14 protein-coding genes are annotated in these 14,405 nt (G+C 57.3%); 6 read left to right on the forward strand and 8 right to left on the reverse strand.

Annotated elements, in window-relative coordinates:
• Together ACR0DU_RS17530 and cobU are read right to left on the reverse strand one after the other, a co-directional pair.
• Complete coding sequence (locus ACR0DU_RS17530) at window positions 1–579, reverse strand: histidine phosphatase family protein (RefSeq protein ID WP_480876235.1); 579 nt, start codon at window positions 577–579, stop codon at window positions 1–3.
• A complete protein-coding gene (cobU, locus tag ACR0DU_RS17535; protein WP_480876238.1) occupies window positions 576–1,097 on the reverse strand; it encodes a bifunctional adenosylcobinamide kinase/adenosylcobinamide-phosphate guanylyltransferase in 522 nt (173 codons plus the stop codon). Before cobU ends, ACR0DU_RS17530 begins: the two co-directional genes overlap by 4 nt.
• A 101-nt stretch (window positions 1,098–1,198) precedes the next feature.
• Here cobU and ACR0DU_RS17540 point away from each other — a divergent pair, with 101 nt between their 5' ends.
• The 6 genes from ACR0DU_RS17540 to ACR0DU_RS17565 all read left to right on the forward strand — a co-directional run bounded on the left by ACR0DU_RS17540 (window position 1,199) and on the right by ACR0DU_RS17565 (window position 7,763).
• Window positions 1,199–2,077 carry an RNA polymerase factor sigma-32 gene (locus tag ACR0DU_RS17540; RefSeq protein ID WP_480456213.1) on the forward strand — a complete coding sequence of 293 codons (879 nt, stop codon included), beginning with the start codon at window positions 1,199–1,201 and terminating at the stop codon, window positions 2,075–2,077.
• Window positions 2,074–2,895: a ChaN family lipoprotein gene (locus ACR0DU_RS17545; RefSeq protein WP_480876240.1), complete on the forward strand. Its 822-nt coding sequence runs from the start codon at window positions 2,074–2,076 to the stop codon at window positions 2,893–2,895. The genes ACR0DU_RS17540 and ACR0DU_RS17545 overlap by 4 nt, the downstream gene beginning before the upstream one ends.
• Before the next feature lie 63 nt (window positions 2,896–2,958).
• Window positions 2,959–4,158 carry a bifunctional phosphopantothenoylcysteine decarboxylase/phosphopantothenate--cysteine ligase CoaBC gene (gene coaBC / locus ACR0DU_RS17550; protein ID WP_319546181.1) on the forward strand — a complete coding sequence of 400 codons (1,200 nt, stop codon included), beginning with the start codon at window positions 2,959–2,961 and terminating at the stop codon, window positions 4,156–4,158.
• A gap of 23 nt (window positions 4,159–4,181) precedes the next feature.
• A complete protein-coding gene (gene dut, locus ACR0DU_RS17555) occupies window positions 4,182–4,637 on the forward strand; it encodes a dUTP diphosphatase (RefSeq protein ID WP_480876242.1) in 456 nt (151 codons plus the stop codon).
• Entirely contained in the window at window positions 4,637–5,695 is a 1,059-nt protein-coding gene (locus ACR0DU_RS17560) for a HesA/MoeB/ThiF family protein (RefSeq protein ID WP_480876244.1), read from the forward strand. Before dut ends, ACR0DU_RS17560 begins: the two co-directional genes overlap by 1 nt.
• A gap of 52 nt (window positions 5,696–5,747) precedes the next feature.
• Window positions 5,748–7,763, forward strand: coding sequence for a M3 family metallopeptidase (locus tag ACR0DU_RS17565; RefSeq protein ID WP_480876246.1), 2,016 nt, complete (start codon window positions 5,748–5,750; stop codon window positions 7,761–7,763).
• Here ACR0DU_RS17565 and ACR0DU_RS17570 read toward each other — a convergent pair.
• The 6 genes from ACR0DU_RS17570 to ACR0DU_RS17595 are packed head-to-tail and all read right to left on the reverse strand — an operon-like array spanning window position 7,760 to window position 14,319.
• Window positions 7,760–8,692, reverse strand: coding sequence for a 2-hydroxyacid dehydrogenase (locus tag ACR0DU_RS17570; protein ID WP_010442883.1), 933 nt, complete (start codon window positions 8,690–8,692; stop codon window positions 7,760–7,762). The genes ACR0DU_RS17565 and ACR0DU_RS17570 overlap by 4 nt on opposite strands.
• 10 nt (window positions 8,693–8,702) lie before the next feature.
• Window positions 8,703–9,842: a rod shape-determining protein RodA gene (gene rodA / locus ACR0DU_RS17575; RefSeq protein WP_480876248.1), complete on the reverse strand. Its 1,140-nt coding sequence runs from the start codon at window positions 9,840–9,842 to the stop codon at window positions 8,703–8,705.
• On the reverse strand, window positions 9,839–11,788 hold the full coding sequence (mrdA, locus tag ACR0DU_RS17580) for a penicillin-binding protein 2 (protein WP_170781191.1): 1,950 nt from the start codon (window positions 11,786–11,788) through the stop codon (window positions 9,839–9,841). The genes rodA and mrdA overlap by 4 nt, the downstream gene beginning before the upstream one ends.
• Entirely contained in the window at window positions 11,785–12,321 is a 537-nt protein-coding gene (locus ACR0DU_RS17585; protein ID WP_170781190.1) for a rod shape-determining protein MreD, read from the reverse strand. The genes mrdA and ACR0DU_RS17585 overlap by 4 nt, the downstream gene beginning before the upstream one ends.
• On the reverse strand, window positions 12,314–13,216 hold the full coding sequence (gene mreC, locus ACR0DU_RS17590) for a rod shape-determining protein MreC (RefSeq protein ID WP_170781189.1): 903 nt from the start codon (window positions 13,214–13,216) through the stop codon (window positions 12,314–12,316). The genes ACR0DU_RS17585 and mreC overlap by 8 nt, the downstream gene beginning before the upstream one ends.
• A 56-nt stretch (window positions 13,217–13,272) precedes the next feature.
• Window positions 13,273–14,319 carry a rod shape-determining protein gene (locus ACR0DU_RS17595; RefSeq protein ID WP_010442888.1) on the reverse strand — a complete coding sequence of 349 codons (1,047 nt, stop codon included), beginning with the start codon at window positions 14,317–14,319 and terminating at the stop codon, window positions 13,273–13,275.
• Window positions 14,320–14,405 lie beyond the last annotated feature (86 nt).

Consider the following 14,405-nt stretch of genomic DNA (forward strand, 5'->3'; position numbering starts at 1 on the left):
TCACGGTCGGTGATTGATCCGCCCCACCGACCAGCGTGTTTCGTGGCGTGTAATCTCGGTAACCGAAAGATTATCGATCCGGTGACTGAACGCCTCTTGCGCATCCACGTCCAAGGCACGTTGGATTTGAGTCAGGATTACGCCGAAATGCGCGACCACGACCAAATCGCGCCCTGAATTGTCGGCAATCAAAGTATCAACCACCGCATCGACCCGCGCGCGGACTTCATTCCAGCTTTCCCCATCTGGGGGTCTGACATCTCCGGGATTGTCCCAGTATGCAAAGCAAAGCTCGGGGTCTTCAGCCTCGATCTCAGCAAATGGGCGCAACTCCCATGTGCCAAAATTGATTTCGCGAAGATCAGCATGGTGCGGCAGACGCTGGCGTGTGCCTTGAATTGCACTGGCGGTGTCGGCGGCGCGTGACAAATCCGATGAAATAACTACGGCTTCGGAGGGAAGGTGCGTTTCGAGACGGCTGATTGCGGCGTGATCGCTCAAGTCAGCGGGCAGATCGGACCAGCCTACCATGGTTTTGGCATGTGTCGGGCCGTGCCGTACCAAATGTAGCCGGGTCACAGGGGTGGTCCCTTTAGAACCAATGGTAGCCCGGCCGTGATCTGCACCACCCGATCCGCCTGTGCAGCAAGTGCTATGTTCAGGCGCCCCTGTGCCTCGCGAAACCGACGGGACAGCGCATTGTCAGGCACGATGCCGTGGCCGACTTCGTTCGAGACGATAACGATTTGCGCTGAACAGGTTTTCAACGCGTTCAGCAGTTTGGTTTGCGCTTCGTTAAGATTGTTCTCAGCGAGCAGGTGGTTTGTCAGCCACATGGTCGCACAGTCGATCAGGCAAACCTGATCCCGCGTCAGTTTAGCGAGTTCTGGCGTCAGATCGAATGGTGTTTCAATCGTCGTCCACCCGCTGCCTCGTTGTGCAATATGGTGCCTGATTTTTAGGCGCATCTCGTCATCAAACACTTGTGATGTTGCGAGGTAAATGCGATTTTTACCTGTGGAAACAACAGTTTGTTCCGCAAAAAGGGATTTTCCGGATGCCGCGCCGCCCAAGATAAAGGTTAAATCGGCATGCACTTTTATTACCTTTCTGGTGATCCAACCGGTTTTGCCCTGCGTATCGACCCTAAGTCGGCAAAGCAAGCCCGACCAATCGCCTGTGAAAAAGGGAGATTTGCATGGCACTTGATAACGCACATGATTTTTCGATGTCCCGGCAGGCAATGAAGGCCGAATTGCTGGACGCAGAGACAGAATTGAAGCTGGCCTATGCCTGGCGCGATGAACGCGATGAGAAAGCTCTGCACCGCCTGATCACGGCCTATATGCGGTTGGCAATTTCAATGGCAGCAAAATTCAAACGCTACGGCGCGCCGATGAACGATCTGATTCAAGAGGCGGGACTGGGTTTGATGAAAGCCGCCGACAAGTTTGATCCAGATCGGGGCGTTCGCTTTTCAACCTATGCGGTGTGGTGGATCAAGGCGAGCATTCAGGACTATGTGATGCGTAACTGGTCAATGGTGCGCACCGGTTCGACTTCTTCCCAGAAATCTCTCTTCTTCAATATGCGAAGGGTTCAGGCGCGCCTTGAACGTGAAGCGGCGACCGAAGGCATGGATTTGGATCGCCACCAGTTGCACCAGATGATCGCGGCTGAAATCGGTGTACCGTTGCGTGACGTCGAGATGATGGAAGGGCGGCTCGCCGGGTCCGATTTCTCACTGAATGCGATTCAGTCGACAGATGAGGATGGGCGCGAGTGGATAGATGCGTTGGAAGATGACAGTGAACAAGCCGCGGAAGCGGTCGAGAACAATCATGATAGGCAGCAATTGCGCGAATGGTTGGTTACGGCCATGCAGGCTTTGAACGAGCGTGAGAGATTCATTGTGCGAGAACGAAAGTTGCGCGAACCCGCTCGGACCTTGGAAAGCCTCGGTCAGGAGCTTGGTCTGTCGAAAGAACGTGTGCGTCAGCTCGAGGCAGCGGCCTTCATAAAAATGCGCAAGAACCTTGAAGCTCAATCGCGCGAGGTGCAACACTTCTTCGCATGAAAGCACTTGCGATTCTTACAGCTTTTGTGTTGCTCGCCGCACTACCTCAGCCGGGCAGCGCCGATGATTATATTCCTCAGGATGTCTTAGACGATATGCAAGCGGCGGATGTCGTTATTCTGGGCGAAATACATGACAACCCGCGACATCATCTCGTGCAGGCCGAAGCGGTTGCAGCAATTGCGCCATCTGCGGTTGTCTGGGAAATGGTGACCGAAGAAGGCGCACAGCGACTGGCGCAGAAAGCGGCGAGTAATCCTGAAGAGCTGTCCAGAATTCTGCGCTGGGCTGAGTCTGGTTGGCCCCCACTCAGCATGTATTACCCGGTTTTTCGCGCGGCCAATGTGCCCGTTTATGGCGCGATGGTGCCTCGAGCTGCCGCGCGTGCAGCTATGGAGCGCGGAGCAGCGACCACATTAGGGGCGGACGCGGCCAGATATGGGCTGACAGTACCCTTGCCTGACGATGATCAGGCTGCGCGTGAGGCGGATCAACTCGCGGCCCATTGCGATGCTTTGCCTGTCGAGGCCCTGCCGCAGATGGTTGCAATTCAGCGCTTGCGGGACGCGGTGCTAGCGCGTGCCATATTACGGGCCGCAGATGAAACTGGCGGGCCGATTGCAGTGATCACGGGCAATGGCCATGCACGCAAAGATCGCGGAATACCAACCTTTTTGACGCGCTTGCGGCCCGGACTGAAAGTCTTTGTGCTCGGGCAATCTGAGGATGGGCTGATTGACGGAGACTTCGACGCCGTGATTGATAGCCCTACTGCAGAACGTGAAGATCCCTGCGAGGCCTTCGAGGCACAGAATTAACCGCTGGAACTGACCGGCGGCGTTGCCTAATGTCAGGGCCGACCGGGACGGGAAGGGCAAAACATGCTGTCATCCAAACGCATTCTGCTGATTATTGGTGGTGGGATCGCCGCCTATAAATCGCTGGATTTGATACGGCGGCTGCGTGAACGCGGTGCCGCAGTGACGCCTGTATTAACGCGCGCCGCGGAGGAGTTCGTGACTCCCCTTTCCGTATCCGCATTGGCCGGTGAGAAGGTTTACAGGGACCTTTTTGATCTGACCGACGAAGCCGAGATGGGTCATATCCAACTGTCGCGTTCGGCAGATCTGATCGTGGTTGCGCCCGCGACCGCTGATCTGATGGGCAAGATGGCAGGTGGCTTGGCGAATGATTTGGCCTCAACGCTGTTGATGGCAACCGATACACCCGTTCTGTGTGCACCCGCGATGAATGTTCGCATGTGGGAGCATCCAGCGACCCAACGCAACTTCTCGCAACTTGAAGCCGATGGAGTGCGATTTGTCGGCCCGAACGAGGGTGACATGGCCTGCGGAGAATATGGCCCGGGCCGCATGTCGGAACCGCTGGAGATCGTTGCTTCGATTGAAGCGCAATTTTCGGCCGGCCCATTGACTGGTAAGCGTATTTTGGTGACTTCGGGCCCGACATATGAACCGATTGATCCTGTGCGTTACATCGCAAACCGCTCGTCAGGTGCACAGGGCACGGCTGTGGCGCGTGCACTGGCAGCGCTGGGGGCTGAGGTTATTTTTGTTACAGGTCCGGCTGACGTTTCGCCCCCTGAAAGGGTGAATGTTGTACGGGTTGAGACGGCGCAGCAGATGTCAGATGCGGTGGACGCTGCACTTCCTGTTGATGCTGGTGTATTCGCAGCCGCTGTGGCCGATTGGCGGGTATCCAGCGCCTCGGACAAGAAGCTAAAGAAAAGTCGTGATGGCCTGCCTGCACTTGAATTCGCTGAGAACCCAGACATCCTGAAGCGCATTGCTCATATGGAAGATGGCCGACCCGTGTTGGTGGTGGGATTTGCGGCTGAGACGGACAATGTGATCGAACATGCCACTGCAAAACGCGCCCGTAAGGGCTGTGACTGGATCGTTGCGAATGATGTCAGTCCCGCGACGGGCATCATGGGCGGGTCAGAAAATGCCGTGATCGTGATTTCGGAAGAGGGTGCCGAAGAATGGCCGCGCATGGACAAAGACGAAGTGGCAAAGCGGTTGGCGGTTAAGATCGCTGATGCGCTGACCGAACAATAGCCGTTGAATTCCGAGGTGCAGTGATGGTGGCAATTCGTGTGATCCGAGAGCAAGGGGCTGATCATTCGGTGCCGTTACCCTCTTATGCAACGTCTGGTGCGGCTGGTGCGGATGTACGGGCCAACTTGCCAAATGGCACGCCAATTGTATTAGCTCCAGGTGAGCGCACCCTTGTGCCAACGGGCCTTAGGATCGAGATCCCGCTTGGTTTCGAAGTTCAGGTGCGGCCTCGCTCGGGCCTTGCGCTTAAACACGGGATCACCTTGCCGAATACCCCGGGTACGATCGACAGCGATTATCGCGGCCCGTTGGGGGTGATTGTGTTGAATGCGGGGCAGGAGCCTTTCGAAATCACCCATGGAGAGCGCATCGCGCAACTGATTGTTGCACCTGTGGTTCAGGCCATATTCCAGGACGCAGAGGTTCTGAGTGAGACCGACCGTGGCGCAGGCGGTTTCGGCTCGACCGGGCGGGGCTGATGCTTCTGGTTCTGATCTTGGCTGCCGCGCTATGGGGCGTTGGATATATCGCCGGTGTGCCGCGCGCCGCGCGGTTGGTTTCTGTTGGCGCCCTGCTAACGGGGGTGATCATTGCTCAACTTGTGCTGCCGGAGGGGAATCCGTTGCGTGAGGCAACTGGCGGGTCTGCAGCGATGTGGCTGATCCTCTCTGGCGTGGTTCTGCTAGCTCTGCTTTATGGGCGGGGCATCAAGGCGTTGCGTAGTCGCGCTGCGTCCAGCCCAACGACGGAACCTGCCATGCCATCCGATCATTTCAGCGAAACCGAACTTGAACGCTATGCCCGCCATATCGTTCTGCGCGAACTTGGTGGACCGGGTCAAAAGCGGATGAAACAGGCGCGCGTGCTGGTGATCGGGGCCGGGGGCCTCGGCGCACCCGCTTTGCAATATCTCGCTGCCGCCGGAGTTGGCACCATTGGTGTGATCGATGATGACGCGGTCGAGAATGCGAACCTGCAGCGGCAGGTGATCCACCGCGATGCGGATATCGGGATGCCCAAGGTATTTTCAGCCCAGCAAGCCATGGTGGCGCAGAACCCCAATGTCGTGGTTCTGCCCTATCATCGCCGCCTGACTGAAGAGATTGCTGCTGAACTGTTTGCTGATTTTGATCTGATCCTTGATGGTACAGACAATTTCGACACCCGCTATCTGGCCAACCGGACGGCTGTGGCGCTGGGCAAGCCGTTGATCTCGGGAGCGTTGTCGCAATGGGAAGGGCAACTGAGCGTGTTCGACCCAGCCACTTCCGGCCCGTGCTATCAGTGTATATTTCCCGAAGCCCCGGCCCCTGGTCTGGCACCCTCTTGTGCCGAGGCAGGTGTAATCGGGCCGTTGCCCGGTGTCGTCGGCTCGATGATGGCGGTTGAGGCGATCAAGGTGATCACCGGTGCCGGGCAGGCGTTGCGGGGTGAGATGTTAATCTACGACGCGCTTTACGGCGAAAGCCGCAAGATCACATTGGCGCACCGCGAAGATTGTCCGATTTGCGGGTCAGGAGCTCAAAGTTCAGACTAGCTCTGGATCATTGCGTCGGGCGGTCTTAGCTATGAGGTCAAAGGAGACCTCAATGACCAACCCGATCCTGTCTGACTGGAATACGCCCTTCGAAATTGCCCCATTTGCGACGATCTCGGATGATGATTTCACTCCTGCGCTGGAGCAGGCGATGCAAGTGCATGATGCTGAGATCGATGCGATTGCGGCAAATCAAGACACGCCGACTTTCGCCAATACGATTGAAGCACTTGAAGCCGCCGGAGAGCAGATGGACAAAGTCTTGTCGGTGTTCTTCACCGTCGCAGGCGCTGACAGCAACCCCAAGCGCGAGGAACTCCAACGCGCGTTTTCACCGAAACTCGCCGCACATTACTCACGCATTTCTTCGAACAAATCCCTATTTCAGCGGGTGGCTGATCTGTGGGATCGGCGCGACGAATTGGGTCTGACCGACGAACAGGCGCGCGTTCTGATGTTATCCCATCGAGGGTTCGTGCGGGCTGGGGCCGCGTTGACCGGAGATGACGATGCTAGGATGCAAGAGCTCAAGGCCCGTCTGGCCTCATTGGGCACGTCTTTCACGCAGAATCTGTTGGCAGATGAGCGGGATTGGTTCATGGAACTCGCCGAAGAAGATCTGCAGGGATTGCCCGGTTTTGTCGTCGATACTGCCCGGGCAGCCGGACAGGAAAAGGGCGCGGATGGGTCGGTGGTGACGCTGTCGCGATCGCTGATTGTGCCGTTTCTGCAGTTTTCACCTCGCCGAGATCTGAGAGAAAAAGCCTATCGTGCGTGGACGGCGCGTGGCGCAAATGGCGGTGAGACTGACAATCGCGAGATTGCTGCCGAAATCCTGAAACTGCGTGAAGAACGCGCCAAGCTGCTCGGCTATGACAGCTTTGCCGAATACAAGCTGGAAACCGAGATGGCACGGACACCTGATCGGGTGCGCGACCTTCTCATGCAGGTCTGGGAACCTGCGAAAAAGCGAGCAGATGCAGACGCCGATGAGTTGACACAAATGATGCAAGAGGACGGCATCAACGGCCCATTGGAAGCCTGGGACTGGCGTTACTATGCCGAGAAACGGCGCAAAGCCGAACATGATCTGGATGAGGCGGCGCTAAAGCCCTATCTGCAACTGGATCGGATGATTGAAGCCTCGTTTGCCTGCGCCAATCGTCTGTTCGGGCTGGAATTTGCTCCGTTGGATGTGCCTCTCTACCATCCTGATTGTCGTGCGTGGGAGGTAACCCGGAACGGCGAACATGTTGCGGTCTTCATCGGAGACTACTTTGCACGTGGATCGAAACGATCAGGCGCATGGTGCAGCGCAATGCGGGGGCAGGCAAAGTTTCCGAAGGTACAGGCGCCTGTCGTTATCAATGTGTGCAACTTCGCCAAGGTTGACCCGGCGCTGCTGTCTTATGACGATGCGCGAACACTGTTCCACGAATTCGGCCACGCCCTGCACCAGATGTTGTCCAATGTGACCTATGAAAGCATTTCTGGCACCTCAGTGGCGCGTGATTTTGTCGAGTTGCCCAGCCAGCTTTACGAACATTGGCTGGAAGTGCCGGAGGTATTGGCCGAGTTTGCCACGCACGCGGATACCGGTGAGCCGATACCGCAGGAAATGCTAAAAAAGGTTCTGAAAGCGGCCAATTTCGATCAAGGCTTTCAGACTGTGGAATATGTTGCCTCGGCGCTGGTTGATCTGGCGTTCCACGATGGGGCAGCGCCCGCTGATCCGATGGACAAACAGGCCGAGGTTCTTGCGGAAATTGGGATGCCTTCTGCTATTGGCATGCGCCATGCCACCCCGCATTTCGCCCACGTCTTCGCGAGCGACGGCTATAGCTCGGGCTATTACAGCTATATGTGGTCCGAGGTTATGGACGCGGATGCCTTCGCCGCCTTCGAAGAAGCAGGCGGGGCGTTCGATCCAGAGCGTGCTAAATCGTTGGAGGACAATATCCTGTCTACGGGCGGATCACGCGAGGCTGAAGATCTCTATCTGGCCTTCCGTGGCCGCCTGCCCGGCGTCGAAGCCTTGCTTAAGGGTCGCGGTTTGATTGCTGCCTAGTAACCGAGGTCTCTATCGACGAGGTGCAGGAAGGGCTCTCCTGCCTCACCTCGTCGGATGTTTTCGCATATCACCTGTGCTGCTGTGACGGGGCGCGTTTCCGAGGCAATGTGCGGTGTGACAGTTACATTAGGATGCACCCAGTACGGATGGTTGACCGGGAGCGGTTCGATCCGGAATACATCCAGTGTGGCATGTCCGATCTGTCCCGAATTCAGCGCATGCAGCAAGGCGTCGTCATCAATCAAAGGCCCACGCCCCGGATTAACGATCTGTGCGCCTTTGGGAAGCAGGGCGAGCGTGTCTGCATTCAAGATGTTTTCGGTGGCAGGTGTATCGGGCAACAGGAGCACAACGATTTCTGCCTGCGACAGCGCTTCTCGCAACCCATCCTGCCCGTGCAGGCAGGTCACTCCGGGGATATCTTTTGCGGTACGGCTCCAGCCGATGACATGAAAATTCAATGCGGCCAGAGCGAGGGCCGCGGCCTCACCCAATGCGCCCAATCCCAATATGCAGACCGTGCGCTGAGAGGCCAGCGGCGGAGCATCCGGTGTCCACGTGCCATCCTGCTGCGTGATGTGACAGTCCATGCCAAGGTGATAGCGCAGTACGTGCCCAACCACCCATTCGGTCATGCCCTGCGTCAATCCACCATCGACCATCCGCGCCAGCGGAACTGTGAGGGTTTCATTGCCCGAGATCTTCTCAACCCCTGCCCAGAGGCTCAGCACCGCTTTGAGCTGCGAGAAGGGAGTGAAATCCTGTACCCCTCCGTTCGGGGCATAGACGATGTAGTCAACCTGATCTGCTGGGATGTCTTTGGCTAAGTGAAAATCCAGCCCCGCGTCGGTCAGGTATTGGCGCATCAGAGGCTCATACTCTGGCCACAACTCAGGGCGCGCGGAAAACAGGATATTCACGGGCATGGGGAACCTTTCAGCGGGGGCGGTGGATATGAGCGCTTTGGACAATGCCAAAGGCGGCCATCAGGACCAGCATGGCAGAACCGCCATAACTGACCATTGGCAGAGGCACGCCAACAACCGGGGCAAGCCCCATCACCATCGACATGTTGACGGCAAAGAACAGGAAGAAGTTTAGCGCAATGCCCAGCGTTACCAGCGACGAGAACCGATCCTTGGTCGACAGGGCAGTGACCATACAGAAGATCAGGATCAGGCCATATAGGATCAGCAGGGTTATGCCACCGACAAAGCCGAACTCTTCCGCCAGCGTGGTGAAGATGAAGTCCGTGTGTTTTTCGGGTAGAAAATTAAGGCGTGACTGCGTGCCTTGCATAAAACCGCGCCCGTTCCAGCCGCCTGACCCCAATGCGATTTTGGACTGGGTGATATGATATCCCGCGCCCAGCGGTTCAGTAGAGGGATCGAGGAAGGTGTCGATACGTTTGAACTGATAGTCCTTCAGCAATTGCCATTCCGTCCCGCGACTTTTGAAAACGGCCGCAATCAGGCCGATGCCCGCCGCGATGACAGCGGCGAAATAGGCCCAATGGACACCGGCCAGAAACATAAGACCTCCACCAGCGGCAAGCAGCAGGATTGATGTGCCGAGATCGGGTTGTTTCAGAACCATAAATGTCGGAATCAGGATCAGAAGGACCGGGAAAATCACCCACAACGGTCGCGAGGTTTTATGGGCAGGCAGCCAATCGTAATAGGCAGCGAGGACCATCACCAACGCGACTTTCATGACCTCGGAAGGCTGGAGCCGCATGAACCCCAGATCAATCCAGCGCTGCGCGCCCATGCCGATGGTACCGAACAGTTCCACTACGATCAGCAATCCGATGGATCCCAGATAGGCCACGACCGACATATTGCGCCAGAACCAGATCGGAACGATGGCGACGATGAACATTGCCGCCAGCCCCAGGCCGAAACGCTCCATCTGAGGTTCGGCCCATGGCATCCAAGACCCGCCCGCCACCGAATACAGCATCAGGAACCCGGCGCTGGCGACGCTGATCAAAAGCAGCGTCAGCGGCCAGTTCATATAGAGGAACTTGCGGAAGCCCGAAGGCGTGGATTTGACGGCATATTCAAGATAACTCATGCGCGGTCCTTTTCATCAGGACGCGCTTTGGGGCGGCGATCCCCCTCAAGTCGCTTTTGTTGTTCCTTGATACGCTCGCGGTCACCAGCTGGGTAGGCTTCGAGCGGTGGAGTGCCGTTGTAAAGTGCCTGTAGCATGATGTCGCGCGCCACCGGTGCGGCTGCTTTGGAGCCGCCGCCGCCATGTTCCACCACCACGGCCACAGCGTATTTCGGATTGTCGTAGGGTGCGAAGCTTACGAACAGCGCGTGGTCCCGACGCTCCCACGGCAGGTCTTCGTTGCGGATTACCCCGGCGGCGCGCTCGGCTTTGGTGATGTTGCGCACCTGACTCGTACCCGTCTTACCGGCCATGCGAAACTCATCAGCGATGATCCGACTGCGGTATGCCGTGCCGCGCCGATTATTCGAGACCGAGAACATTGCCTTGCGCACTTGCTCAAGATTGTTGCGATTAACGGCCAGCGGTTCGCCTGCTCCCGAGGGCTGCTCGATCCCGTCAACCGAGCGCACCAGCCGTGGTTTTACCGCACGACCGGTCGCCAGTCGTGCAGTCATGACTGCCAGTTGGAGTGGTGATGCGAGCATGAAACCCTGACCGATCGAGGCATTCGCGGTGTCACCCACCAGCCAGTCCTGTCCGTGGATGCGTTGCTTCCATTCCTGATTAGGGGCAAGCCCCGCAGCTACCGCAGACATCGGGATGTCATGTTTGATACCCAACCCGAACGTGTTTGCCATCTCGGAAATCTTGTCGATCCCAACGCGGATTGCCACGTCATAGTAGAATACATCGCAGCTACGCTTCAGCGATGTTTCAAGGTCGACCGACCCGTGCCCTCCGCGTTTCCAGCAGTGGAAGCGGCGGCTGCCGACTTTCATGTGACCGGGGCAGTACACCGTGTTGGAGGGGCTGATTACTCCGGCCTCAAGCGCGGCCATGGCAGTGATCATCTTGAAGGTTGATCCCGGTGGATAGGTGCCCTGTACCGTTTTGTTGGCCAGCGGGCGGTATTTGTCGTTCGTCAAAGTGCGATAGTCGGCCACTGAGATGCCGCGCACGAACAAGTTCGGATCGAAACTCGGGGCCGAGCTGATGGCGCGGATGTCGCCAGTTTCGCAGTCCATCACGACGGCTGCGGCACTTTCGCCAGCCAGACGGGCCTGAGCATACTGCTGAAGATCGGCATCAACAGATAATTGCAGATCGGCCCCGGCAAGACCCTCTTGCCGGTCCAGTTCACGCATGACGCGGCCTGTGGCATTGACCTCGACCCGTTTTGCGCCTGCCTTGCCGCGTAAGCTGATTTCCTGCTTGGCTTCCAAACCAACCTTGCCAATCTGGAATCGTGGGATACGCAGAACCGGTTCGGGGTCTTCGATTTGGCTCAGGTCATAATCGCTGACCGGGCCGACATAACCGACCACATGGGCGAAATCCTCATAGCGCGGGTACTGGCGCGTTGAGCCTACCTCGGGAGTGACACCAGGCAAAGCCGGAGCGTTGACGGCAACTTTTGAGATATCCTCCCACGTTACTTGGTCAGCCAATGTAACAGGCAAGAACGGGGCAGAGCGACGCATTTCCGTTTTGGCACGCTCAATTTCATCTGCGGTCAGCGGGATCAGCTCCGAGAGCTTGGAAATGACCTTGTCGATGTCGCCGGCATCCTCACGCACGATGACGATGCGATAAGACGGTGAGTTTTGCCCAATGATCTGCCCGTTTCGGTCGTAGATCCGGCCCCGGGTTGGTGGAATCAGGCGAATATTGATGCGGTTTTCTTCGGCCAGCAAGCGATACTCATCAGCCTGATCAACCTGCATGAACCGCATTCGGGCAGCGAGGCCACCAACAAAGGCCGCTTGCAATCCACCTAAAATCAAGGCGCGGCGCGGTAGCCGCTTGTAAGCCAGACCCTGAGGTTTTGGTTTTCTCTGTTTCATGACCGCACTCGGGGCATTGTGCTGTCCGCGACCGATTTTCGTCGCACACCAAAGGCACTTTGGCTCATCAGGACCATTAAGGGATAGATTGCGATTGTCAGTACCACTTGCACTACCACTGGCCCCAATGACGCCTGTTGCACTGACAGGATAGCAAGAAGGAGGCGGTTAAGTACAAAAACAACTGTGATTACGGCTCCGACAGTCGTCCATTCGCCTATAAATCCCAAATCTTTCATGCCAACGGAGGCGGAATGGAGATAGGCCGCCCCCAATACTACTAATGCAGCCAGCAGACCGGGCGGGCGCTGTAACAACAAATCAGCCATGAACATGACGACGGCAATCGTCAGGATAGGAACGTATTCGGGTCGCCGCAATACCCACGCATAGGTAAGCGCGATCATGATATCTGGAAACGGTAGCCGATCAGGTTTCGTGTCCAGCGGCAATAAGTGCAGGAACATCACTATTATCGCCAAGGCGACATACAAGCTGCGTTTAGCCCAAAGAGAGGAGACAGACTTATCCATCGTTGACCCCTTGTGTGGTCAAAGCTGCCTCGGGCTGGCGCGGACCGACTATGTCTCCTGAATCGCTAATTGGTGGTGCGGACTGATAGCGTAGAACACGCAAGAATTCGAGACGCTCGAAATCGGCGGAAAGTCGTACGCGTAACCTGCCGCCCGGATCAACGCTGATCTGCCCAATCAACAGGCCGCCGGGGAACACTCCCCCATCGCCGGATGTCACAACACGGTCGCCGGGTCGAACCAGTTCCCGGTTTTCGAGAAATTCAACAGCGGGTGCAGAGGTATTATCACCGGTAATCAATGCAGTCTGACCCGATGGTTGTATGGTGGCGGGGATTGCGCTTGAGGCGTCGGTCAACAGGATCACGCGCGAAGTATCGGACCCAACACCCGAGATGCGCCCGACCACGCCAATCCCGTCCATCGTAGCCCAGCCATCCACGATACCATCCCGCTCGCCGACATTCAGCAGAACTGATTGCCGGAAGGGTGATCCGCTATCAGCCATTACGACGCCAGTAACGTAGGTCAGTCGCGGATCGAGGCGTACATTATTCAAATCCAGCAGGCGGGCGTTTTCCTGCTCCAGCTGTAATGCGGCCTCTTTCCAGGCGCGCATCAGGCGTAATTCGCTGCGTAGTTCCTGGTTTTGTTCGCTAAGGCGCTGGTAGCTTTGGAAATCACGCGACAGGTTGATCAACGCGGTAACCGGCACCATCGCCCACTCCATCGAAGGTACAACATTGTCTACCACCTGAGCACGGAAACGTTCGACACGCGGGCTGTCGATGCGCCAGACCAAGAAGATACCCAGCAGGCATAAAACAACGATCCCCACAAGCAATCGGCGCAGGGGTGTCGTGTATTCGTCGCGCTGTGATCGGTCCTTTGCCACAGGTTACCTTCCCGTGCTGCTCGTGCCCGAGTTTTCGTACCCTAAGGGTGCGCGCCTTAGCTTTCGTAGTCAATCGCGTGGCGCAGTTGTTTTTCGTATTCCAGCGCTTTGCCGGTGCCCAAAGCCACACAATTCAGGCTTTCATCAGCGATTGACACGGCCAGCCCGGTCTGTTCGCGGAGAGCCAGATCCAAATCGCCCAACAGCGCACCGCCACCGGTCAGCATGACGCCGCGGTCGACGATATCAGCCGCCAGATCGGGCGGTGTGGTTTCCAGCGCGGTCATCACCGCCTCGCAGATCGCCTGAACGGGCTCGGACAGCGCTTCGGCCACCTGAGCCTGGCTGATCTCGATTTCCTTAGGCACGCCGTTCAACAGATCGCGGCCTCGGATATGCATCGACTGCCCACGCCCATCATCGGGCATCCGTGCAGTGCCGATTGTGGTCTTGATGCGCTCAGCGGTCGATTCACCGACCAACAGGTTCTGCTGGCGACGCAGATACGAGATGATGGCCTCGTCCATGCGGTCACCACCCACGCGGACCGAACGAGCATAAACGATGTCGCCCAACGAAAGAACCGCGACCTCGGTGGTGCCGCCGCCGATATCAACGACCATGTTGCCAGTCGGGTCGGTGATCGGCATGCCCGCACCGATCGCAGCTGCAATCGGTTCGGCAATCAGGCCCGCGCGTCGCGCGCCCGCAGACAGAACCGATTGACGGATCGCGCGTTTTTCAACGGGTGTCGCGCCATGAGGGACGCAGACGATAATCTTGGGCTTAGAGAAGGTCGAGCGCTTATGTACTTTGCGGATAAAGTGCTTGATCATCTCTTCAGCGGTGTCGAAGTCAGCGATGACGCCCTCGCGCATCGGGCGGATCGCTTCGATCGAACCCGGGGTTCGGCCCAGCATCAATTTGGCATCCTCGCCGACGGCCAGAACCTTCTTCACGCCATCCTTGACGTGGTAGGCAACAACTGACGGTTCGGACAGGATCACACCGCGCCCTTTGACGTAAACAAGCGTGTTCGCTGTTCCGAGGTCTATAGCCATGTCCGCTGTGAACAGGCCGCCCAGAGTGCCAAAGATGCCCATATTTCCCTGATCCCGTTTGTCCGAATTTCCACTGCCCGCGACTCGACGGTTCCGGGACGGATGCCTTATAGGGTGCCAACTCGTCC

The sequence above is a fragment of the Ruegeria sp. G2 genome (assembly GCF_056533505.1).